Origin of the sequence: Paenibacillus montanisoli, from assembly GCF_003268025.1 — a bacterium.
Lineage (GTDB): Bacteria > Bacillota > Bacilli > Paenibacillales > Paenibacillaceae > Paenibacillus_Z > Paenibacillus_Z montanisoli.
Genome location: NZ_QLUW01000006.1, coordinates 73,282 through 97,402 on the forward strand (window position 1 = coordinate 73,282; position 24,121 = coordinate 97,402).

The 24,121-nt window shown below is 56.5% G+C and carries 15 protein-coding genes and 1 other annotated feature; of the genes, 9 read left to right on the top strand and 6 right to left on the bottom strand.

Translation table 11 applies throughout. The annotated features are described in order from the left end of the window. Positions 1 to 40 precede the first annotated feature (40 nt). The 4 genes from DL346_RS25180 to DL346_RS25195 all read left to right on the top strand — a co-directional run bounded on the left by DL346_RS25180 (position 41) and on the right by DL346_RS25195 (position 6,357). Positions 41 to 2,398, top strand: a complete 2,358-nt coding sequence (locus DL346_RS25180; protein ID WP_112885161.1) for a glycoside hydrolase family 95 protein — start codon at positions 41 to 43, stop codon at positions 2,396 to 2,398. A 75-nt stretch (positions 2,399 to 2,473) separates the two neighbouring features. Beyond that, positions 2,474 to 2,821 carry a hypothetical protein gene (locus DL346_RS25185; protein ID WP_240633414.1) on the top strand — a complete coding sequence of 116 codons (348 nt, stop codon included), beginning with the start codon at positions 2,474 to 2,476 and terminating at the stop codon, positions 2,819 to 2,821. A 223-nt stretch (positions 2,822 to 3,044) separates the two neighbouring features. Then, the gene (locus tag DL346_RS25190; RefSeq protein WP_112885449.1) at positions 3,045 to 4,265 is read left to right on the top strand and encodes an amidohydrolase family protein; all 1,221 of its coding nucleotides are present in this window, start codon (positions 3,045 to 3,047) and stop codon (positions 4,263 to 4,265) included. Positions 4,266 to 4,343: 78 nt separating this feature from the next. After that, positions 4,344 to 4,607: a binding site (T-box leader), on the top strand. A gap of 79 nt (positions 4,608 to 4,686) precedes the next feature. Next, entirely contained in the window at positions 4,687 to 6,357 is a 1,671-nt protein-coding gene (locus DL346_RS25195; RefSeq protein WP_112885163.1) for a glutamine--tRNA ligase/YqeY domain fusion protein, read from the top strand. 56 nt (positions 6,358 to 6,413) lie between these two features. On the opposite strand, the gene DL346_RS25200 is transcribed toward DL346_RS25195, so the two are convergent. Then, a complete protein-coding gene (locus DL346_RS25200; RefSeq protein WP_112885164.1) occupies positions 6,414 to 7,199 on the bottom strand; it encodes an SDR family oxidoreductase in 786 nt (261 codons plus the stop codon). Positions 7,200 to 7,409: 210 nt separating this feature from the next. Here DL346_RS25200 and DL346_RS25205 point away from each other — a divergent pair, with 210 nt between their 5' ends. After that, on the top strand, positions 7,410 to 9,032 hold the full coding sequence (locus DL346_RS25205; protein WP_112885165.1) for a putative bifunctional diguanylate cyclase/phosphodiesterase: 1,623 nt from the start codon (positions 7,410 to 7,412) through the stop codon (positions 9,030 to 9,032). A 323-nt stretch (positions 9,033 to 9,355) separates the two neighbouring features. Here the strand turns inward: DL346_RS25205 and DL346_RS25210 are convergent, their stop codons facing one another. Next, positions 9,356 to 9,874 (bottom strand): ankyrin repeat domain-containing protein, encoded by a 519-nt coding sequence (locus DL346_RS25210; protein ID WP_112885166.1) that lies wholly within the window; start codon positions 9,872 to 9,874, stop codon positions 9,356 to 9,358. Positions 9,875 to 10,055: 181 nt separating this feature from the next. Here DL346_RS25210 and DL346_RS25215 point away from each other — a divergent pair, with 181 nt between their 5' ends. Further along, positions 10,056 to 10,490 carry a GNAT family N-acetyltransferase gene (locus tag DL346_RS25215; RefSeq protein ID WP_112885167.1) on the top strand — a complete coding sequence of 145 codons (435 nt, stop codon included), beginning with the start codon at positions 10,056 to 10,058 and terminating at the stop codon, positions 10,488 to 10,490. A 334-nt stretch (positions 10,491 to 10,824) separates the two neighbouring features. Here the strand turns inward: DL346_RS25215 and DL346_RS29945 are convergent, their stop codons facing one another. The 3 genes from DL346_RS29945 to DL346_RS25230 form a co-directional block, all read right to left on the bottom strand. Then, on the bottom strand, positions 10,825 to 11,121 hold the full coding sequence (locus tag DL346_RS29945) for a helix-turn-helix domain-containing protein (protein WP_112885168.1): 297 nt from the start codon (positions 11,119 to 11,121) through the stop codon (positions 10,825 to 10,827). Continuing rightward, positions 11,013 to 11,420, bottom strand: coding sequence for a helix-turn-helix domain-containing protein (locus DL346_RS25225; RefSeq protein ID WP_165822665.1), 408 nt, complete (start codon positions 11,418 to 11,420; stop codon positions 11,013 to 11,015). Before DL346_RS25225 ends, DL346_RS29945 begins: the two co-directional genes overlap by 109 nt. A 90-nt stretch (positions 11,421 to 11,510) precedes the next feature. Then, positions 11,511 to 12,305, bottom strand: coding sequence for a LysM peptidoglycan-binding domain-containing protein (locus DL346_RS25230; RefSeq protein WP_165822666.1), 795 nt, complete (start codon positions 12,303 to 12,305; stop codon positions 11,511 to 11,513). Positions 12,306 to 12,868: 563 nt separating this feature from the next. Here DL346_RS25230 and DL346_RS29795 point away from each other — a divergent pair. Beyond that, positions 12,869 to 17,911, top strand: coding sequence for a fibronectin type III domain-containing protein (locus DL346_RS29795; RefSeq protein WP_276311584.1), 5,043 nt, complete (start codon positions 12,869 to 12,871; stop codon positions 17,909 to 17,911). A 46-nt stretch (positions 17,912 to 17,957) separates the two neighbouring features. On the opposite strand, the gene DL346_RS25255 is transcribed toward DL346_RS29795, so the two are convergent. Further along, positions 17,958 to 20,510: a beta-mannosidase gene (locus tag DL346_RS25255; RefSeq protein WP_112885171.1), complete on the bottom strand. Its 2,553-nt coding sequence runs from the start codon at positions 20,508 to 20,510 to the stop codon at positions 17,958 to 17,960. Positions 20,511 to 20,642: 132 nt separating this feature from the next. Here DL346_RS25255 and DL346_RS28845 point away from each other — a divergent pair, with 132 nt between their 5' ends. Both DL346_RS28845 and DL346_RS25270 read left to right on the top strand, forming a co-directional pair. After that, on the top strand, positions 20,643 to 21,515 hold the full coding sequence (locus DL346_RS28845; RefSeq protein WP_165822667.1) for a helix-turn-helix transcriptional regulator: 873 nt from the start codon (positions 20,643 to 20,645) through the stop codon (positions 21,513 to 21,515). A gap of 131 nt (positions 21,516 to 21,646) precedes the next feature. After that, complete coding sequence (locus DL346_RS25270; protein WP_112885173.1) at positions 21,647 to 24,106, top strand: glycoside hydrolase family 38 N-terminal domain-containing protein; 2,460 nt, start codon at positions 21,647 to 21,649, stop codon at positions 24,104 to 24,106. Positions 24,107 to 24,121 lie beyond the last annotated feature (15 nt).

Here is a 24,121-nt window from a genome sequence, read left to right on the forward strand (position 1 = left end):
AAGCATGTGTCCTCAACCACGAAAAGGAGCGAAGACGAATATGAAACTGCATTATTCAAGACCTGCCCGCGTATGGACGGAAGCGCTGCCGATCGGCAACGGCCGATTAGGCGCGATGATTTTTGGCGGCATTGAAAACGAACTGCTTCAGTTAAACGAAGATACGCTGTGGTCGGGACCCGGCGAAGGGTGGAACAACCCGGAGGCGCTTGCGGCGCTGCCGGAAGTCCGCCGCCTGCTTGCGGAGGAGCGGTATGTCGAGGCGGATCAGATGTGCAAGCGCATGATGGGGGCTTATACGCAATCGTATATGCCGCTCGGCCATCTGCAGCTGCAGTTCGATCATGGCAATATTGCGCGGGACTACCGCCGAGAACTGAGGATCGATGAAGCGCTGTCCACGGTAAGCTACCGCATCGGGGACGTGGCGTACGAGCGTGAGGTGTTTGCCTCGCATCCGGATCAAGTCATCGTCGTCAGGCTGGCATCGAGCCATCCGGGCAAGCTTGGCTTCCATGCCAAGCTGAGCAGTCCGCTTCGCCACCGCACGGGGCAAGACGGAGAAGAGCTGCTGATGACCGGAATGGCTCCCGAGTATGTCGCGCCAAGCTACCAGACTGTAGACGAGCCCATTCGTTACGGCAGCGAGGAGTCTACCAAGGCAATAAGGTTTGCCGGAAGGCTGGCGGCAGTCGTCCAGGGAGGCACCGCGGAAGCGGGCCATGACGGGCTGCGGGTGACCGGCGCGACGAGCGCCGTCTTGATCTTTAGCGCGGACACCGACTTCGGTCATGGCAAGAAGCCGCCTGAGTTGACGGCTGAGCGTATCCGGCAGGCGCTGAGCCGCCCATATGAAGAGCTTCGCACGCGGCATATCCAGGACTACCGGTCTCTGTTCGACCGGGTTCAGCTGCAATTAGGCGCTGATAAATCGCCGGTAAACGGGGAGGACCTTACGACCGACCGTCGGATCAAGCAATTCGGAGCCCGCGATTACGGGCTTGTGAAGCTGCTGTTCGACTACGGGCGATATTTGATGATTGCGGGATCGCGTCCGGGAACGCAGGCGACGAATTTGCAGGGCATCTGGAATCAGGAGACGAGGCCGCCGTGGAGCAGCAACTATACGATTAACATCAACACGGAAATGAATTATTGGCCGGCGGAGACATGCGCTTTGGCCGAGTGTCACGAGCCACTGCTGGACTTGATCGGGAAGCTGTCGGCGACCGGCCGGGAAACGGCGCGCGTCCATTACGGAGCCCGGGGCTGGACAGCCCATCATAATACCGACATTTGGGGACATACCGCGCCGGTCGGCGATTTCGGGCAAGGCGATGCCGTCTGGGCGCTTTGGCCGATGGGAGGGCCATGGCTCGCGCAGCATCTATGGGAGCATTACGCCTTCGGCAGAGACAAGGACTTCTTGCGGAATAAGGCTTATCCGATCATGAAAGAGTCGGCGCTGTTCTGTCTGGACTGGCTCATCGAGGATGAACAAGGCCGGCTGATCACGTCCCCTTCCACGTCGCCGGAGCATAAATTCGCGGCGGATGGCGGGTACTCCGGCGTGAGCGTGGCATCCACCATGGATCTGTCGATCATCTGGGACTTGTTCACGAACTGCATGGAGGCTGCGGAAGAATTGGGCGTGGATGCCGAGTGGAGCGCGGAGCTGGCGGAAGCGAAAGCGCGGCTGTTTCCGCTGCAGATCGGCAAGCACGGCCAGCTTCAGGAGTGGTACAAGGACTTCGAAGATGAGGACCAGTTCCACCGCCATGTTTCTCATTTATTCGGCGTATATCCGGGCCGCCAGCTGACGGAAGCGGACACGCCGGAGCTATTCGCGGCGGCTCGCCAATCCTTGGAACGCCGCGGGGATGGCGGAACCGGCTGGAGCCTCGGCTGGAAGATCGGCCTATGGGCACGCTTCGGCGACGGTAACCGGGCGCTTAGCTTCGTGAACAATTTGCTTCAGCTGGTCGATGAATATGAGCCGGACAACTATCACCGCGGCGGCGTGTACGCGAACCTGTTCGATGCCCATCCGCCGTTCCAAATCGACGGCAACTTTGCCGCTACGGCGGGCATCGCCGAGCTGCTGCTGCAATCCCATCAGGGCTATTTGCACCTGCTGCCGTCGCTGCCTGATGCGTGGCAGGAGGGGTCGGTGAAGGGGCTGCGCGCGCGCGGCGGCTTCGAGGTGGCTATCGACTGGCAGGCAGGCAAACTGAACAGGGCTGCCGTAAAGGCGCATGCCGGCGGCCATTGCACGATTCGTTCGGAGCGGCCGCTCACGATTACGGACGGGGACGGGAACCTCATTGACGCTGAGCGGCTGCCGGGCGGCATGTACCGATTCCCTGCCTCCTTGGGAGGAAGCTACGAGCTGACTTGAGGCGATTTTGCATCATGTAAACCAAATATCCGGCGCTTTCTCTGCATAGGTATGTATCAGAGGAGCGTGAAACTAGTGGACAAGAAAGTCAAACGGTACTTCCAATTGAAGCGGAAGCAGAAGGAGATCGAGCAGGAGATGGCGGAGCTGCGCGGGCATATTTTGAACCATTGCTCCGAGCAGAGCGTGTCCGAACTGGAAACCGAGAAATACCGGGTCAAGGTCATCCATCAGGAGCGGAAGGAATACGATGAGGGCAAGCTGTTCGAAGCGGTTCCCGATCTGGAGGTGTGGCGGCTGCTGTCCAAGCCGGACACGTCTAAGATCGCAGGTCTGGTGAAGCTGAATGTCCTGGATGAAGAGAAGCTGAAGGATACGTACGCAGTCAAAAATATAACTCTGCTTCAGGTCGATAAGAAGTAACGTGAGGCCATCGCTGCAACAAACATAAGCAGACGCCGGTAAATTGCCGATGTCTGCTTGTTTCATTGCGCCGTCTTATTTGCCTTTGCCCTGCTAGGATTGATACGATATATAGCGGCGTAAACGGGCGCATCCGCGCTTTGATTTCCCGCACGCCAAACTGTGGTAAATGAGATCGAGACCTACATTTCATCGAATGAAGATGGGAGAATCAATTATGAGTATCGCGACGTCATATTGGCTGCACAACGTGCGGCTCGAAACCGGATTTCGGCATGAGAACGGGCATGTGGCCCAAACTGAAACGGCGCTTGCAAATCTATTGATTGCGGATGGCCAAATCGAGGCTGTTTCCTTCGAAGCGATCCCGGCCGGCGATCAGCGTCCGAAGCGGGACGCGAAAGGCATGCTGCTGCTCCCGGCGTTCAGGGATGCGCATATTCATCTGGACAAGACGTATTACGGCGGTCCATGGCAGGCGGTGAAGCCGGCACGCAGCATTTTCGACCGGATCGAAGAGGAGAAAATGCTGCTTCCGAAGCTGCTGCCCGTCGCCGTAGACCGGGCGAAGCAAATTATCGAGCTGCTGCTGGGTCACGGCTCCACGCATCTCCGGGGCCATGTCAACATTGAGCCGACGAGCGGCCTTAGGGGACTCGAGGTCGCGCAGGAAGCGCTAGCGGCATATGTAGGCAAGCTAGGTTACGAGCTTGTGGCGTTTCCGCAGCATGGGCTGTTGCGTTCGGATTCGATCGGCCTGGTGAGACAAGCCATCGAAATGGGAGCGACGCATGTCGGCGGGCTGGACCCGACCTCCGTGGACGGCGACTTGGAGCGGTCGCTGCATGCGATGATGGAGCTGGCGGTCGAGACCGGAGCGGGCATCGATATGCACCTTCATGAGCAAGGCGAGGCCGGCTATGCAACGATGAACCGCCTTGCGGACATGACCATCGATGCCGGGTGGCAGGGCCGCGTGACGGTCAGTCACGCCTTCGGATTTGCCAGCGGTACGGCCGCCCAGTCGGAGCAGCTGGCGGAGCGTTTCGCGGAAGCGGGCATTTCCATTGCGTCCACGGTACCGATCGGCCGTTTGGTCATGCCGATTCCGATGCTGCACAGCAAAGGAGTCCGCGTCGAGCTGGGAACGGACAGCCTGACGGATCACTGGTCGCCGTTCGGCAACGGCGACAATCTGGAGAAGGCCGGCCGTCTGGCTGAGGCATACGGCATGTCGGACGAGTACTCCTTGTCCCGCGCGCTTCGGTTTATTACCGGCGGCGTGCTGCCGCTGAACGACCAAGGGCAGCGCGTTTGGCCGGCCGTCGGCGATGACGCATCGGCGGTGCTTGTGCAAGCAAGCTGCTCCGCCGAAGCGGTGGCCCGGAGAGCGCCGCGCATCGCTGCGCTGCATCGCGGGAATCCGGCATCGGGCAATCTATAGATATCGTACATTTTATTGCCTATCCGTTGCAGTTTACAGGAAATGAAATATTCTGGTATTATCTAACCAACTCATATTCAAAACGCGATGACGAGAAGAGTAAGGAACGACCGTTCTTTAACAGAGAGCTCCGGCAGCTGAGAAGGAGCAAAGAGCCAGTTCCCGAACCAAGCCTCTGAGCAGTTTGCCGGAACCGTAAAGGGGGATGGCAGGACGGGAGCTCCCGTTACAGAGCTAGAGTATAACCGCCTTGGCTGGGAAGCGGGCGTCGTACTTGAAGAGGTTAATATGGCGACATATTAATGAAGCTGGGGTGGCACCGCGAACGACTTCGTCCCCAAGACAACTTGTCTTGGGGGTGAAGTTTTTTTTGTTTTGCGCGGTTCTTGCCGCATCAACCATTCATTAGGAGGCGCCAGCCATGGAGAATGAACATTTTTTATCGAGGCTGATTATGGATGAGCTAGAACGGGGGCCGTTCGCGAGGCGCATGTGTACGCGGTTTCCGCCTGAGCCGAACGGCTATCTCCATATTGGGAGCGCGTATGCGATCCACACGAATTATACGACGGCTGAGCGGTTCGGCGGGAAGTTCCATTTGCGCTTCGACGATACGAACCCGCTCAAGGAAGATCTCGAGTACGTCCACGCGATCATCGAGGATATCAAATGGCTCGGTTACGATCCCGGCGGGCATATTTACTACGGCTCCGATTATTCGGATGCGATCTATAACGCGGCGGTTTCGCTCATCAAACGGGGAAAAGCGTATGTGTGCGAACTGACCCCCGATGAAATCAAGGATTACCGCGGGACCTTGACGGAGCCTGGCCGGAACAGCCCTTACCGGGATCGGTCCGTCGAAGAGAATCTGCGGGTATTCGAGGCCATGAAGAAGGGGAGCTATCCGACCTCCTCCAAAGTGCTCCGAGCCAAAATCGACATGGCTTCGCCTAACCTGAACCTGCGCGATCCCGTCCTATACCGGATCATCCATGCGGAGCATTACCGGACGGGAAATATTTGGTGCATTTACCCGATGTATGATTTTGCCCATCCGATCCAGGATGCGATTGAAGGCGTGACTTACTCCTTATGCTCTATCGAATTCAAGGATCATCGTCCGCTGTACGAATGGGTGTTCCAGGAGCTGGAGATACCGGAGCCGCCGCGGCAAAGGGAGTTCGGGCGTCTAAGCTTGACGGGCGTGGTGACGAGCAAGCGATTTCTCAGACAGATCGTCGAAGGCGGCTATGTGGACGGCTGGGACGATCCACGGCTGCCGACGCTGCGGGGACTTCGCAGAAGAGGCTATACACCGGCGAGCATACGCCGCTTTATCGAGGAGATTGGCAGCATCCGCACCCAGAGCACGGTTGATATCTCGCTGCTCGATCATAGCTTGAGACAGGAGCTGAAGGCATCGACGATCAGCGTGATGGCTGTGCTGAGACCGCTTAAGGTGGTCATCATGAATTATCCCGAGACGACTGCCGGGGAGCTGCTATCGATCGAAAATAACACGGAGAACGAGGGGCTGGGCCGCAGGGAGGTGCCCTTCTCGCGGACGATCTATATCGAGAAGGATGATTTTATGGAGGAGCCGGCGAAAGGGTTTCACCGGCTGGTTCCGGGCGGCGAAGTCAGGCTGAAGGGAGCGTATTTCATCCGCTGCGAGGAAGCGGTCAAAGACCAGGAGACCGGGGAGATCATCGAGCTTCGCTGCACGTACGATCCGCTTACGAAGAGCGGTTCGGGCTTTGCCGGCCGCAAGGTGAAGGGTACGATACATTGGGTGTCGGCGGCACATACGGTGAAGGCGGACGTGCATTTGTACGACAAACTGCTGAAGAGCGAGAGCGCGCCTTCCGGCGAGGACGGCAGCTGGGATGAAGCGGTCAATCCGGACTCGCTTGTGATCGTCAAGGACGCGCTGCTTGAGCCGTCTGCCCGGGATGCCCAACCGGAGGATAAGGTGCAATTCTTTCGCCATGGGTTCTTCTGCGTGGATAAGAAGCACAGCGGAAGAGAAGGCGGGCTCGTGTTTAACCGGATTGTGCCATTGAAGGATACATGGAATAAGCCGTCCTAAAAAAGATGCCTCATGAGCGGTTATTCGCCGCTTGTGAGGCATCCCTTGCAACAGGGCTATAACGCTTTTACCAATCCGCCGTCGACCATCAACGCTTGTCCGGTCATATAACTGTTCGCAGGCGATGCGAGGAAGGCGACATAACGGGCGAATTCCGCAGGGTCGCCGTAGCGGCCAACGCCGATTTCGCTCTCGGACCGGGCACGCTGCGCTTCATAGGCGATACCCGCCGCTGACGCATTGGCCTCGTCCAGCGAGCGGACGCGGTCGGTCGCGAACCGGCCGGGTGCTGCCGCATTAATGAAGATTTGCCGCGGAGCCAACTCGCTCGCAAGCGTCTTGATCAGCCCCTGCACGCCGAGCCGTAGCGAGTTGCTGAGCACAAGGCCGGGAATCGGCTGCTTGATCGAAGTCGAGGAGACGTAGACGATTCGGCCACCCTCGGCAGGGAAATGCGGCAGCGCGTGCCGGACAAGCCGAACGACGCTCATGACGTTCAGTTGGAACGCGGACTCCCACTGCTCGTCCGTAATCGTCGCGAACGTCCCGCCAGGTGGGCCGCCCGCGTTGCAAACCAGTCCGTCAATGCGGCCGAACCGCTCTACGGCTGAAGCAATGAGCGCCTCGATATCGGATGGCGAGGAGACGTCGGCTCGCAACGCAAGCACTTCTCCGCCGGTCGCCGCGCGGATCTCGGCTGCAGCTGCCTCAATCGTTTCTGAATTTCTGCCGCAGATGACGACGTTCGCGCCTTCATCCGAGATGCGGAGGGCGGAGGCTTTGCCAAGTCCTTTGCTAGACGCCGTTACGATAACCGTACGATTGCGATACCCTAAATCCATGTTCGATTGTCCTCCATTCTTTTTGTTTTTCGCTATACCCCTAAGCATGCAATATTTAACCGGCATTGTCGAGAGGGACGCTTCGTTAAGGGGATGAAATATTCACGTGCCGAATAGCCCGGAGTAGAAGGGAAAAAGCTTCTAATTGCAGAAGTATTGGGAATGGTTATGTGAACATCCAAGAGGTACCGCATAAGGAGTTGAACAGGGATGAACCACCCCTATGAGTTTCATTTGGAGCTCAGCCGCATGATGGATGGGCTTGAAGACAGCATTTTCGTCATGAAGGCGGATGGACGCGAACTGACTTATTTTTATGTCAACCAAGCCGCTACCCGAATGACCGGGATTACGATGGCGGATGCGGGCAAAACCATCTACGAACGCTATTCAGGTCCTATGGCGGATTATTTATATAAGAAATATTCGAACGTGCTTACGGAACGGACCCCCATCCGGTACGAGGACGGGATCGTCATGCCGAACGGGATGATGAGCGGGGAATCGGTGCTGTCCCCGATTTTTGGCGAGCATGGCGAGGTCGACTACGTCATCAGCGTTACGAGGGACATTACCGCCCGCAAAAACTATGAGAACCTGCTCTTCGACTATGCCTATCACGATGATTTGACGAAGCTGTACAACCGTAGATTTCTGCTGGAGAAAATGAAAGGGACCGAGGCGCTGTTCCTTTTTGATCTGGATTATTTTAAAAACATTAACGATACGTTCGGCCACGACGCCGGGGATGCGGTGCTTGTCGAGGTGGCCGCCCGTTTGAACGGGGCGTTTCACGAGGCTTATACGCTCGTTCGGCTCGGCGGTGACGAGTTTATCGTAGCCTCGGACGTTAGCATGCCGCAGCCGGAGCAGCTGGCAATGCGGATCATGGATGTCTTCCAGGCCCCCTTTGCCATCAACGGCCAGCAGATTAAGCTGAACAGCAGTATCGGCATAGCCTTGAAGCAGGATCAGGAGGATATTCCGACGCTGCTCAAGCAAGCCGACATTGCGCTCTATCGCGCGAAGGGAGCAGGCCGCAAAAGTTTCCATGTCTACGAAGCGAATTTCAAGTATGACCATGTCGAGAATTTCATCCACGAGCTGGCGCTGGTGCGGGCCATCGAAGAGGAAGAATTCGAGCTGCACTATCAGCTCATTTACAGCCCTCAGCAGGAGAAGGTCATCGGCGCCGAAGCGCTGCTGCGTTGGAAGCGGGCGGATGCGGGCATGATTCAGCCGTGCCAGTTTATTCCGGTCGCCGAGGAAACCGGGCTTATCGTGCCGATCGGCTATTGGGTGCTCCGCAAGGCGTGCCAAGATTGGCATCGTCTGAAAAGCCGCTACGATGAGGGGATCCAGGTGGCGGTCAATATTTCGAGCGTGCAGTTGAGTGAGCCGGATTTCGTGGAACGGATCCTTGAGATTATGAAGGAGGAGCGGGTTCCGCCCCACGCGGTTGAGCTGGAGTTGACGGAGAGCACCGTCATTCACGACTCGCAGGGAGTTCGCCAGACGCTGGGCTTGCTGCGGTCCGCTGGCTTCAGCATTGCGCTGGACGATTTCGGGACGGGCTATTCTTCGCTGAGCATGCTGACGCTGCTGCCGATCGACACGCTGAAGATCGACCGATCCTTCATCGCGAACATGAACGAATCGTTGCTTTCCGCCATGCTCGTCATGGCGGGGGCGCTCAATTTGAAGGTCATTGCCGAGGGTGTAGAGGATGCGGAGCAGTATCACATGCTGAAGGCACTCGATTGCTGGGGCATTCAAGGGTATTACATCAATAAGCCGGCTGCGCAGGATGCGCTTCAGCCGGTGCCGGTATAGTGAAGTCCTGCTCGGTAATACCGGGCAGGACTTTTTAAGTTGTGCTTTTCGGGCTGGGGCGGCGATTGCTGAGAGCACGGAAACACGCGGTCAGCTGCGTCCGCCCCGAAAAGCCTCGGTCCGAGCTAACGAACTCAATCGTGCTTAATGATCCGAAAATGACTCGCATCGGAATCTAACGAACTCCAGCGGCGCTATTTCGTGGTTTTGGTGCAAAATCGGCCATCATTGCACGAAATAAGGCGTCTGGAGTTCGTTACGCACTCCAATTCACCACTTTTGCTCAAATAAGCATTCTGGAGTTCGTTACAGCCAGCCTGCTCCTAATCGACTGCTCCATGAAACCGAAGCAGCTCCGCCACCTTAGTATTGCCTTGCTTGACGGCTAGCGACAAGGCGGTATCCCCGCCAGCCCGACAAGCATGGACATCGGCGCCGTGTGCGAGCAGCAGGCGGATGATGTCTGCGCTGTCTTCATGAAATGCGGCCACGTGCAGAGCGGTATGTCCGTTGCTGTCGGCAATCGTAGTCTGCGCCTGATGCGCCAGCAGCAGCTTGATGACTTCCAGGCTGCGTTCCCCCGCAATTGCCGCATGAAGCGCGGTATTCGAAGGAATGAAAGGTACCTTCGAATGCGACACGGCATTCACTGCAGCCCCGCGATCCAGCAGCGTATGCACGGCAGCCGCTTTCCCGAAATGCGCCGCGTAGCCAAGCGGCGTAAGACCTTGGCCGTTCTCGGTATTGGCAAGCTGCGGATGAGCCGCCAGCATTTCGTTCAACTTTGCGGCATCCCCTGTTTGAGCCGCTTGAAATACTTCATCTATGAGCGTGTTCTCCATCGTTCATCCATCCTCCATGACTTGTCCTGTATTTATTTCTAATAGGTTCTGGTTCCCGCAACCATTCTCCTGCTCATCCATCCGCCGAGCGGTGTCCGGTTCAGGAGGGAAGCGCCGATGAAGCCGATTATGGTATAATTCGGTTCATAGCATAGTTACCCTAATAAAGGCGGTAGACCGAATGTTGATTGATATTAAAGCAAGACTGGACGAAGAAGCGATCCGGGATCTGCTCGGCTGGGCGGTATTCCCCGATCCGGAGCATCTGGAGCGGGCGGTGCAGCGGTATAAGAACGATGACGCGATGAGGCTGCTGGGCTACGAATCCGAGGATGAGATTATCGGCCTCATCGGCTACCACGATGCGGGCGGCGGCACGATTGAGATCGATCATATTTCCGTTGATCCGGCCGAACGGTATAAGGGCTACGGCAGGGGCATGATTTTGGAGCTGCTGGAGTTGGAGAAGCCGTCTACGCTGCAGGCGGAAACGGACGAGGAAGCGGCCGACTTTTATCGCAGCAGCCGGTTTACGGTGGAGAGTTTAGGCGAGAAGTATCCCGGCACGGAGCGCTTTAAGTGCACGTATTTCGCGGACGAGGACGAGGACGAATAGAGAATGACGACAAAAGGCTGCCGAACTGAACAGCACCCCGTCAAGTAGACAGTCGAAATAAATAAAATCAATTAAGCGGCCTTCGTCCTGAATTCCATCGGACTGAGGCCGTTTAGTTTTGCCTGTAATATGCCGCCAACCTTTTCGTACAACGAGATCATCGCTTCTGCAAGTTGTTGGTTCGCCAGCTCAAGAGCGCTCGGCTTGCGATGCAACCATTTGTAATAGCTCGAACGTGGGATCTCAGCTATTTCACAAAGCACCTTCACGCTAGTTTGATTTTTTTGCTGAACAGTTTGAATAGCAAGATAGATGTTTTCTTGACGTACTTGACTTAGCGTCGCCTTCTTTCCAGTTCCTCTAACTTTTTTAAGAATGCAATTTCTGCCCGTAGACGCTCATTCTCAGCCTCAAGCTTCTTCAATGCAAGCTGCTGACGATCTGCGTCGGTTAACTCCTCATCTGCCTTTTTTCGTCCTCGGCCATCCTGTAGGGCATCCTGCCCACCGGTCTGATATTTCTTTACCCACTGGTAAACTTGCTGGTAGGAAACTTGATGCTGCTCCGCTGTCTTCCCGTAGTCCTGGTTATGTGTGAGGCAGTACTGAACAATCTCCAGTCGTTCTGCCAAGTTGTTGAACGTTTCATCGTCATAGCCTTTGCTCCCTCGTTGTAAGCATTTAAGCTGCTATGACTATTATACTTCTTCACCCAGTCAGAAAGCTGTGTCCGGCTCGCAATCTTGTACTTGTTGCCCGTTTGAACCTCTAACCCTTCAAATCCATAGACCTCATACCGTTGCCGCCATTTAACCAAAGTTGTTTTTGATATCCCATATTTATAAGTAGCGGCCATAATCCCAAGTTCGCCACGCTCGATCTCTTCGATAATGGACAGCTTCTCTTCAGCATGGTATTGATTTTTTGGCATGAAAAAATGCTCCCCTCCTAGCATCAGGCTTTTATTATTTTACCTGTCTACTATTTGGGGAGCATATCAAACCTCGGCAGCCTCTTTTCTTCAGATAGAAGGAACTTTCGGGATGCTCAATACATCCCCGCTCTTCACGACGTCATTGTCCGACAACCGATTATAGGCGGCGATAGATTTCGCGTATTTGCTGGAGCCGTAGTACTTTCTGGAAATGCTGGAAAGCGTCTCGCCTTCCTGAATGACATGTTTGGTTGAAGCAACCTTCTTCGCAGTCGGGATAGCGGGGATAATAAGATCGGTTCCCGCCTTCAGACCTTCGGTCGTGCTCAGCTTGTTGTGTTTCGCCAGCAATTCTACATAATCTTGAGACTGATAGAATCGCATCGCAATCGTGAACAATGTATCGCCGACGCGGACCAAATAGGTTGCCGGCAATTTTACTTTCGAGTAGTCGACGTTCTGCTTGCCCGGTCCGGATGCCGCTTTCGAGGATAGCGCGGGAATCTTGATGGTTTCCCCGACGTTCATCTCATTGATAAACAAAATGCCGTTGTACTCCGCCAAAAGGGCCACGTGCTGTTTCGAATGGTAGAATTTCATGGAAATAGTGGACAACGTGTCCCCTTTTTTGATGACGTAGGTCTTCGGCAGCTTTGCTGCTTGGCTCGATGGTTTAGAAGAGGAAGCTTTGCCGCTGCTGAGTGCTTGCTTCGGTGCGGATGTTCCCTTTGCCGAGCTAGCTGGATCCGCAGCTTTCGCAGGCGCATGAACGGTTTCAACCGCTGCTGTCTCAGAGGCATGCAAGCTGCTTGTTTGCACATCTCCGGTCGTAGCCGTGTCTGGGTCCGTCGAAGGAGCGGCGTCATTTTCGGCTGGTGCCACGACTGTGGTAGTGTTCTCGCTTACGGCAGGTTGCTCCTGAGCCGAACCGGATAGGTTCGCATAAACGCTATACAGAATTCCGCCGCTAATGAGCAGGGTCGCCACGGTTGCCTGTAAGAGCAGAGAAGTAGTCTTGTTTTTCCGCGAACGTTCGGCTCGGGAACTGTGGTTGCTTGTCGAGTTTCGGTTCAAAGCTTAACCCTTCCTTCGGTTCAGAATCTCTATTCTCCAATATCATACATTAATTTTTTGGTTCTTAGATGACCTCCCGGAAAATCAGGTGAATGGCACTAAATTTTCCAAGTTTTTCTTATATGACCCTAGTAGCAGGCAAGTTCATTAGACCCGATATCTCGCTTCGATATCGTTTCCTTGCCCGTCCAATCCGCCCAGTCCAAAAATCGTAGTTAAATCTCTTATCCTTCATTCCGCTCCTCGTCTATACTCAATTCATCAGCTTATAGAAAGGAAGGTGTCGCAGCCGGTTCTATTCACTACTCCGGTTTCAGGCCTCGATTACGGGGTTTGAAATAAATACGTTTAAGGTGAGAGGATGTGGATTAATGGGCAAAAGGATTCTGATGTTGGGGCTGATTACCGCGCTGGTTTCTGGGATGTTGATGGTTTCGCCGCCCCGGCAGGCATCCGCAGCAGGAAGCACGTACTATGTTGACGCAGTCAACGGGAATGACGCAACGGGCAACGGCAGTACAGGCAGTCCATGGAAAACAATAAGCAAGGCGGCGGGCATAGCCGCTGCCGGCGACACGGTCAAAATCCGCTCAGGTACGTACCGCGAGACCGTCAAACCGGCCAATTCGGGATCGGCAGGCAGCCCGATCACGTTTATGCCGGATACCGGAGCGAACGTCACCGTCAGCGGCGCCGATCCCGTCACCAGCCCTTGGACCGTGCATTCGGGCTCGATTTACAAAACGTCGACCAGCCTGAACATGGGGGATTTTCTCGATTCGGTCTATGTCGACGGCGTTGCCAACTTCTTGGCCCGCTCACCGAATACTCCAGTGGGCAACCTGTATGATCCTAATTTGTACCTGGCGAAATATCCGGAAACGAACCGCGGCGTCCTGGTCGATCCCGTCAATCTGACGCAAGCGAACGGATATTGGGACAATGCGGCTCTGTTTATTGCGGATTCCGGCGCATGGAACTTCAGCAGCGCGCTCGGCACCACGTATACGCAGGGGCAACTGAATTTGAAAACCTCGCAATCCGCTTACAGCCTCAAATTATCCTCCTACGACAATACGTTAAAGCTGCTCGGCGCCAACGGCTCCGAACTAGGCAGCTCGAATGTGACCGTACAAACCAATACAACTTACAACCTGAAAGTAACCGCATCCGGCAGCTCGTTGAACGTGTATTTAAACAATGGCGCGACGCCGGTCATTACGGCGACGGATTCGGCGCTGAAGGAAGGCTCGTTCGGCGTAGGCGTGGAATCGAACAACGCGTCAATCGCAGCAACGGCAACCTTTACGAACGTGAACGCCACGATTACAAGCCAAAATCCGAATCAGCCAACGGGCAGATACACGCCGAACTTCGCCAGCAACATTAAAGGCTGGGCCAAGGATGAATCGGCAGGCTATTGGACGGCCAACGGCACGACATTAACCGGATATACCCAGCCGCAGACTACCTCGGGATCGTCGTGGTACTTCTCCAATACGACGGCGAAGGATTTTACGTATTCCGCGGATGTAAAATTGACAAGTGCCTCCGGAGGCATCATTTATATGCAGTTCCGCAAAGAAGAGCCGCCCGGAAGCGTAATCGATTTGGCCGACTGGGGTCTTGGCACGCCTGAATACTACATCATGGGCAAGCTTGCCGCGCTCGACTATCCTGGCGAGTGGTACTATGACAAAACGACAGGAACTCTGTACCTGCGCACGACAGCGAGCGACACGCCAGCCAATCATACGGTGGAAGTAAAAGCGAGAAATCTGGCTTTCGACTTAACGGGCAAATCGTACATCACGGTCAGCGGAATTAACCTGTTTGCCGCGACGATCGATATGACGAACGGCAACAACGATGTGATCGACGGGATTAACGCGAAATATTTATCCGAGTTCAATAAAGGCGTCACCTACTCCGCGGGCATTTGCTTATGCGGGACGAACAGCACGGTTAAGAACAGCGAACTGCAGTATTCGTCCGGCGCGCTGGTGACGATTTCGGGATCGGGCAACAAGCTGGTCAACAATTTGATCCATGACGGGACGTATGGGCCGATCGTATTCAATTCGGCGGTCGAAATCCTCGGCATGAACCATCTGATCAGCCACAACGAGGTGTATCACTCGGGAAGATCGTTAATCGGCGGCGAGTTCTACGGCAGCGTCATTCAGTACAACAATTTCCATGACGGAAACTATTTCGCCACGGATACCGGACTTCTGTACACCGCGCATAACGGTCTGGGCAACTCGGAAATTCACCACAATTATTGGCACGGCAGCGGATACCGCTATAACGGGCCGAACGGAACGCGCGGGGATTGGGTCGGGGGCATCTACTTAGACGAACATACGACGGATGCGCTCGTGTACAAAAACGTCACCTGGAGCCTGCCTTGGCACAGCATCATCGCCAACCATTTTTCCGACCATGTCCTGATCTATAACAATACGACCTACAATACGTCGGATATTTATGTATCTTTCCCATCGTATGGCATCGACGCCTACAAGGACCGGATCGTCAACAATATTGCGACCGATGCGCTCGATACGGGAGCATCGACCATCGGGGCGCTTTTCTCCAACAACTTGACCTCCGGCAATCCGAACTACGTGAACACGTCGGCGAACGATTTCCGGCTGCAAACCTGGGCGACGGCGAGCAATGCGCTCGATTATCAGGGCGACAATCATTTCTCGGCAACGGCCGGCGCTTATTACCAGGTCCGGTTTAACGGCACCCAGATCAAGCTGTACTCGGAGAAGGATACCCTCATGGGCATTGTAGGCGTATCGATCGACGGCGGAACGGAGACCATGGTCGATACGTATTCAGCGACCCATACCGGCAACACGCTTGTCTACACAAGCCCGACGCTGAGTGCCGGCCAGCATACCATGAAAGTGAGAGTAACCGGCACGAAAAATGCGAGCTCCTCGTACTTCTGGCACGTGGCGGACCGGGTCGATATCATTAACGGTTCAACTACGACGACCGTGAATGACAGCGTAGTGGGCACGGGGAATAACCAATTCGAGTACGTAGGCGGCTCGGACGCCATCAATTTCGGAACGCCGATCCGGGGGATTACCGACGGTTACGTCGGCTCTGCACCGGATGCGGGAGCGTACGAATCCGGCGGGGCAGATTGGACGGCGGGCGTCAACTTCTCTAATCCGCCGAACCCAACCTATCAGCTCGTGGATACGGATTACAAAAATCTGGTCGTTAACGGCCGGCTGGACCTGAACCGGATGCGCCAGCCTAATATCGACAGCTTATACGGGTGGACGAAAACGAACTCGCAGACGGCGCAGCCCGCATTCGACTACTCCGGCCAGAAGATTTCCTCGAGATGGCAGTGGGAAACCGGCATCAGCTTAGGTACGGGCGCAGACGGCATCGAGCAGACGATCACCGGGCTGCAGCCGAATACGACCTATGCGGTCAGAGGCTTCCTGCGGGCCGGCTCGAGCGGTCAATCCGTGAGACTCGGCGTGAAGAACTATGGCGGCACGGATTCGTATCAGGAAACGACCGCAACGACATGGGAAGAGAAGAACTTCACGTTTACGACGGGCTCAGCGAACACGAGCGTGACGATTTACGGCTATAAGCCGACAACCGGCGGCTATGCGTTTGTCGACGATATTGCGGTCACCGCGACGACGGCTGTATCGGGAGGCAGCGACACGATGGCTCCAAGCGCGCCGACCGGCCTGGCAGCTTCATCGGTGACGGATACGACGGCTTCGTTGACATGGACGGCATCGACGGATAATGTAGGCGTCACCGGCTACAAGGTGTATCGAAACGGCGCGGAAGTTGGTACCGCTGCAGGCACCGGTTATACGGACAGCGGACTAACGGCAAGCACCGCGTACACGTATACGGTAAAAGCGACCGATGCCGCGGGCAACCTGTCGGCAGCGAGCAATTCCGTTCAGGCGACGACAACGGCCGGTTCGGGCAGCGGATATTCGGAGAACTTCGAAAGCACGACGATCGGGCAAATGCCTTCGGGGTGGACGGTCAGCGTCACCGGCGCTTCGGCTTCGGTGCAGCAAGCTGCCGACGGAGCGAATACGACGAACCGCGCGCTTGCCTTGACGCAATCGACCTACGGTTCGGGCGGGGCTTCCGCGACGAAGACGTTCACGGCGGCAACCGGAACGGTCACGATCGATACGCGCATGAAAGCGAGTCAGACCAATGCGCTTATCTCCGGCCCGATCTTACTGAACGGCAGCGGAACGCCGATCGTGCAAATCGCCTTCAGGGATAACGGGAAGTTCGGCTATGTCAGCTCGAGCATGGCGTGGACGGACACGACGATGTCGTACGCGGCGAACCAATGGTACGATGTTCATATCGTCGTCAATTTGGCGGCAGGCACGTTCAATTTATCGATCAACGGCACTTCCGTGTTGACGAATACACCTGTAATGGCGTCTTCCAGCAGCATTTCGCAAATTCAATTCGCGACGAACATGTGGTATCCGGGCACGGCTCATTTTGACAATATCCAAGTCGGCACCGGCAGCGGGGGCGGCGGGGATACGCAAGCGCCGACGGCTCCGACGGGCGTGACCGTTGCTTCGGTAACGGATACGACCGCATCCTTGACGTGGACGGCCTCGACCGACAATGTGGGCGTGACCGGATACAAGGTGTACCGGAACGGCACGGAAGCGGGGACTGCAACCGGCACGAGCTATACGGTCAGCGGATTGACGGCGAACACCTCGTACGCGTATACGGTAAAAGCTTACGATGCCGCAAACAATCTGTCGGCGGCAAGCAGCTCCGTCCAGGCCAAAACGAGCCTTTATGCGGAAAGCTTCGATAGCACGACGATCGGGCAAATGCCTTCGGGGTGGACGGTCAGCGCCACCGGCGCTTCGGCCTCGGCGCAGCAGGCTGCCGACGGAGCGAACGCGACGAACCGTGCGCTTGCCCTGACGCAGACGACCTACGGTTCAGGCGGAGCCTCCGCGACGAAAACGTTCGCGGCGGCTGCGGGAACGGTAACCGTGGATACGCGCATGATGGCGAATCAGACCAACGCGCTCATCTCCGGCCCGATTTTGCTGAACAGCAGCGGAACGCCGATCGTGCAAATCGCCTTCCGGGACAACGGAAAGTTCGGCTACGTCAATTCCAGCATCGCATGGACGGATACGACGGTGTCTTACGCCGCGAACCAATGGTACGATGTCCGCATTGTCGTCAATTTGGCCGCCGGCACGTTCAATCTCTCGATCAACGGGACAGCCGTATTGACGAACGCGCCAGTGATGGCATCGTCCAGCAATATCTCGCAGCTTCAATATTCTACGAACATGTGGTACCCGGGCACGGCTTATTTTGATAAAATCCAGGTTTCTCAAGCCTAAGAAAAACGGCGGCAGTCTTTGACTGCCGCCGTTTCGTTTGTGCTGTCTAGTTAATAGCGCGAACGGTTAATCCCGCTAATTCGAGCGTCGCTCCGCCGTAGATCGTAATCGTACGCGTTTCGCCCGGCAGCAAATCGAAATAATGGTCGCTCAGCCGGAGATCATCAGGCAGACTGAAATGTACCGCATGAGCGAAGGTTTGCGACGTTAACGTGACCAGCAGGTCTTCGCCGTCGGCTGCGACGGACAGGATGCTGATCTTCGCGTCCGGCAGACCGAGCGTGCGCGTATCCCCCGGGCGAAGAATCGCCGGCTGGAGGATCGGCGTACCCCCGGTCCCGCATGGAATAGCCGCGAATACGCCGCCGCTGCGCGATTCCTTGGCAAACCGGTGCAGCACGCCTCGAGAACGCGCCGGAATGACGAGGTCGATCCGTTCCGTCCGCCGCTCATGGCCGTCGAAGGAGAGGAAGCCGCATTCAAGCGTTTCCGCGATCGGCGCATCCGTCTCGTTAATGGCGGTCACCTCCACCATGCCCGCCTGCTCGCGGAGAATGAGCTTCACCGGGGCAAATGCACGCCGAACGCCATAGTAGCTCAGCTTGCGCCGCAAGTAGTAGTCCACGATCGTCCAGCCGACTTCGCCCCAGCAGTCGTTGTACATCCAGAACAGGGCGCCGGAGCAGAACGGCTTGCTGCGGATCGATTCAAGCGAATATTGATACATCAGGCTTTGGCAGAGTCCTGCGTACAGCAGATAGTCATCGAGCGAAAGGTCGTCGCGATCCGAATAATGCTTCCGGATGCCGGCGCTCACGGTATCCTTCTCGAACGTATTCGTATGCAGGCCCCAAATGCGGCTGCCCGTGTCGATGGCCGCCCCGTCAAAATACGTCTCGATCGTCGACAACCGGCACGGCCCGATATAGCCGTATTCCGATATGAACTTCGCCTGCACCTCGTCATAGATCTCCGGTGTGATGCGCCGCTGCATATCCGCGTTCATCGTGCCGTCATGCCAATGGTGGCGGTCGCCCATCGCGTTGCCGTTCGGATGCTCGCCCCCGTAAGGCGAGCTGTTCCAGTATGGAATATGCGGGCAGTTGCTACGGATGAGCGCAGGCGCGATCTCATTGTAAATGACCGATCCGCCATAGAAGTCCGGGTGCCGGGTACCGTTCCACCATTCGTCAAAGCCCCAGTGGTTCTCGTTATTGCCGCACCAGAGCGCAAGCGAGGCATGATTGCGCAGCCGCCGGGTTTGATAGTCGATCTCCAGGGTCACCTCTTGCTTATACCAGTCCAGGTGGTCGGGGTATTTGCCGCAGGAGAACATGAAGTCCTGCCACACCAAGATGCCGTAAGCATCGCAGCGCTCGTAGAAAATATCCCGCTCATAGTGGCCGCCGCCCCAAATGCGCAGCATGTTGAAGCCGGCCCCCCGCGCCTCGCTAATTAGCGTCTCGTACTTCTCGTCGCTGACCCTGGCGATAATCGAGTCGGCCGGAATCCAGTTGCCGCCTTTGCAGAAAACCGGCACGCCGTTCACTTCCAGCGTAAATTGCCGCTCGGCCTCATCGTCGCCGAAAAGGACAAGGTCCGTATTGATGCGCACCGTGCGAATGCCGATTTGTACATCCGAATAAACCGCCAGCTCGTCCCCGCAAGCGAGCGAAGCTTGAACGGTATAGAGCGGCTGACTGCCCATGCCGTTCGGCCACCATAGCCGGGCATCCGGCACCTCAATCTCGTAGGCCAGATAGTTGAGGCCGGAGCGCAGGCATAGCTGCTCGTTTGCCTCGGCCGCGGCTGCGCCGCTTCCATCCGGCTGCAGCAGCCGCAGCGACAGTTTCGCTTCCCGCGTTTTGAAAGCGTGGAGCTGCTCCGCCTCCACTTCAACGCGCAAAAGTGCCGCGCCGCCGCCAGCCGAGGCTTCAAGCGTCACGGCGCTTACGTTGCGAATGGCGATGGTACTGTCCGCTTCCAGCCAGGCGCCGCCGACGATCCCCGTCGTCGCCACCCGCGGACCCCAGTCCCAGCCGTAGACGAACTGCGGCTTGCGCACATTGGCGCGCCGGTCGTCGCCGCGCTTGCCGATGGTCGCGTTCTCGATTTCCGCGAGCGTTCCGGCCGTCATGACCATGTCCTGGGCGGACACGTGCTCCAGTCCAGACGTCACCCGGACGAGCAGCACGTTTTCTCCCTCGCGGAGCTTCTCCTTGACGTTGGCGCGGAACGGGTAGAAGGCGCTGCGGTGATGACCGAGATGGACGCCGTTCATCCAAACGTCGGCCTCCGAATCGAGCGCTTCCAGATGGAGCGTTATGCGCTCTCGCGAAAGCGTATCCGGGCCAAGCGAGAAACGCTTCATAAACCACCAGGACTTCGTTTCCGTCCACTCCGCGGCGAAGCAGTAATCGGCGAGAACCGGGTCTTTAATCTGGTCTTGTTCGATCAGCGGCATGTGGATGTCGCAGGGAAGCTTGGCGACGGGCAGCCATCCGGTTTCTTTGCCAAGCACGCGGTAAGCCTCGGACGGACCCGAGGACAAGTCTTCATGCGTCAATTGCCATTCTTCGTGGAGCGGAATTCGCAGCATCGTCTGTTCATCTCCTTGCTATATTTCGTTCTGCTGATAGCGTATCATCCGAAGCGACGACGAATCTTCGTTTCTGCTGATTCGGATTTGCTCTCTGCTGATATAATGGGGGCATATGGGAGGCGTCTGCCAATGCTGCGACTAACCGCGCAAGAACTTATCCATCCACAGCTCGAAACGGAATTCTACTATCACCGCAAGCTGCAATATTGGACGATTGTGCATGATCACGAAGACTTCTATGAATGCTTTCTGATTACGGAGGGCAGCGTTTATCATCTGGTTAATGGCGTGAAGCAATTGCTGACGGAAGGGGAGCTCGTGTTCATCCGCCCTGCCGATGTGCACAGCTACGAGCGATTCGGGGATGAGGAAGTGGAGCTGCTCAACATTAATTTCCGAACGTCCATGATGGAGGAGACTTTTGCCTACTTGGGAGAGGGCTTCGAGCCGGCAAGGCTAATCGACCCGGCGCTGCCGCCGCGATGCAGCCTGATGCCGGAGCAAGTTGCATGGCTCATTGGTCAATACGAGCGTATCAGTACGATCAACGCTGACCATAAGGCCGCTATCCGGTCTGCAGCGCGCGGACTGCTCACCCAGCTGCTTGTCCAGCATTTCGCCCCGCCGCGCGCGGAGAACCATCCCGATGCGCCCAGGTGGCTGAACGAGCTGCTTGCCAAAGCGTGCAAGCGGGAATGCGTCACCGAAGGGATCGGCGCCTTCTACCGGCTGGCTCCCTATTCGCCTGAACACGTATGCCGGGAAATGCGCAAATATTTCGGTCTTACGCCAACGGAATGGCTCAATGAACAGAGGCTTTTGCATGCCGCGCTGCTGCTCAAGCAGGGGGAGACCGCCATCGTCGATATCGGACTCGATTGCGGCTATAGCAGCCTCAGCTATTTTTACAAAGTGTTTGCGGCGAGATTCGCCATGACGCCCGCACGGTACCGAAAGCTGCACCGCAGGACCGCAATCCCTGCACGGCAGACGGGTTATTAGCCGGCAGCACTCGATTAAACATCTAAAAAAACTATTATATTTCGAAAGAAACCATTATAGGAACGATTCTCCAATGCCGCTACAATTAGAAGTAACCTATTCATTTTGAGCGCAAAGGAGAAGCCGTCCTTATGAAATCGAACAAAAAGCATTGGAAAATCTATGTGATCCACCATTCTCATACCGATATCGGCTACACGGAAAGGCAAGAGAAGATCGAACAGTACCATGTAGACTTTATTCGTCAGGCCATCGCTATTTGCAATAACTCGCGCACCGATGCGCATCCCGAGTGGGAGGGCTACAAATGGACCTGCGAAACGTTCTGGGCGGTGGAGAAGTTTCTGGAGCAAGCGACGGAGGAGGAGCAGGAGCAATTCGTCGCCGCGCTGCGCAGGGGCGATATCGAATTATCGGGTACCTACCTCAATATGACGGAGCTCATTAACTACGATCTGCTGCGCGGCATGCTTTCGCGTGCGGGAGCGTTCGCCGAACAGCACGGTCTTCCTGCGGTACGCTCGGCGATGACCGCCGACATCAACGGCTACAGCTGGGGCTATGCGCAAGCGATGGCCGATGCGGGAATCGAGCATTTGCTCTCCTGTGTCCATACGCATCACGGCATGTTTGCCGTCGGTCGCAAGCAAATCCCGTTCTACTGGGAGACGCCGAAGGGCCAGCGCCTGCTTGTGTGGAACGGCGAGCATTACATGATGGGCAACGACCTCGGCCTCAATCCCGACGGCGCGCTTTCGTATACGATCAAGGACGAGACGCCGGTGTGGGGCATTCCGGACGATTACATGAAGCTGGCGGAGACGCGCATTTCGCGGTATTTGAACCAACTGGAGGCGGAGAATTATCCGTATCCGTTCCTCCTCGTCAACGTCATGGGGCTGCTGCGCGATAACGCGGCACCGAACGGCAGAGTGATGAGCTTCATCAAAGAGTGGAACGCGAAGCACGGCGAACGCGTCGAAATTGAAATGACGACGCTGAACCGGTATTTCGATCTGGTCAAGCGGCAGGATGTGCCGATTCCGGTCTACCGCGGCGACTGGCCGGACTGGTGGTCCGACGGCGTGGCGTCGACGGCCATCCATACCCAAATCTTCCGCAATGCGCAACGTATGCTAGGCGCGGTCAACCGGCTCGATCCGCAGCATGCCTTCGCAGGAGAAGCCGCGGTTCGCGATGCGGAGCAGCAGCTGATGATGTATGCCGAGCATACGTGGGGCTACCATTCCTCGGTACGCGAGCCGTGGCATCTCATGGTGCAGGAGCTGGGACTGCGCAAGGAAGCATACGCTGCAAATGCAAGCCGTGCCGTTCATACGGCGCTGGACCGCGTGCTCGTAGAGTGGGGCGATGCGCTGCTGCGGCCGAACCGGGCTTTTACGTACAAAGTGATCAACTCATTCGATTATGCGGTACGGACGCTGGCTCATTTCTATATGGAGGATCAGTGGGAGCCGTCGTATTTCAAGGATGGGCTTGAGATCGTGGACACGGAAACGGGCAGCATCATTCCGCATCAGCTGGAGGCGGTCAGTCGCGGCAACCAATTCGCGATCATGATCGAATTGCAGCCGAATGAGGAGCGGGTGTACGAAATCCGGCCTGCCGTTCAATCGGACTCGCGCACGACAAGCAGCACGCGGCTGCGCGGCAATGACGGCATTCACGATATTCCGAATCTGGTTCATCTCGGAGACGAGGAGAAGGCCGCCAAGCTGCGTATCAGCGAGAACGCCATCGAATCGCCGTTTGTGCGGATTGCCTGGAGAGCCGGAGCAGGCATCGTCAGCTGGCTGGATAAAGAAACGGGCAAGGAGCTTATCGATCCAGGCAGCGCGCACGCGGCATTCACTCCGGTCTACGAGGTGACCCCTGCCGGCAAAATGCAGCAAATGGCGAACGTCCGCCGCATCATGGGCCGTAACCGCAAAGGGATGAACGTGGAGCGCACGGCCGGCGAGCTGATCGGCGTGCGGGAGGTAACGAACGGCCCGATCTACGGCATCGTGGAGCTTACCTATCAGCTCAAGGGACTGAGCTACTTTTCCTTGTTCCTGAAAGTGTTCCGTACCCAGCCGCGCGTCGAAGTGTCCGTTCGGATGCATAAGGACAGCGTATGGGATCCGGAGAACGTGTACATTTCGCTTCCGTTCGCGGGTGGTCGGGATGACAGCGAGCTGTGGTTTGAGAAGGCGGGCGCGCACATTCGTCCGGGCGTCGATCAGCTGCCGGGCACGGGGCTTGATTTCTACTGCATTCAAGAGGGGCTGTCCGTTCTTTCCCCAGGCCTCGGCCTGCTGATCGCGACGCCGGATACGCCGCTGATGCAAACGGGAACGCTTGCTTACGGGGAGCGTCAGGTTCACGGCCAGCAGGAGGCGGGCGTGAAGCATCCTCTGTACGCATGGGTGCTCACGAACTATTGGGAGACGAACTTCAAAGCGACGCTCGGCGGCTTCTATGAGTTCCGATATACCGTCGAATGGGGCAGCCACATCGATTCCGCGGAGAAGGCGGCGCAGATTTGCCACAGTTTGAACCTGGAAACGATTTCGTTCCGATCAAAGTAAGGATAGGCAAACGAG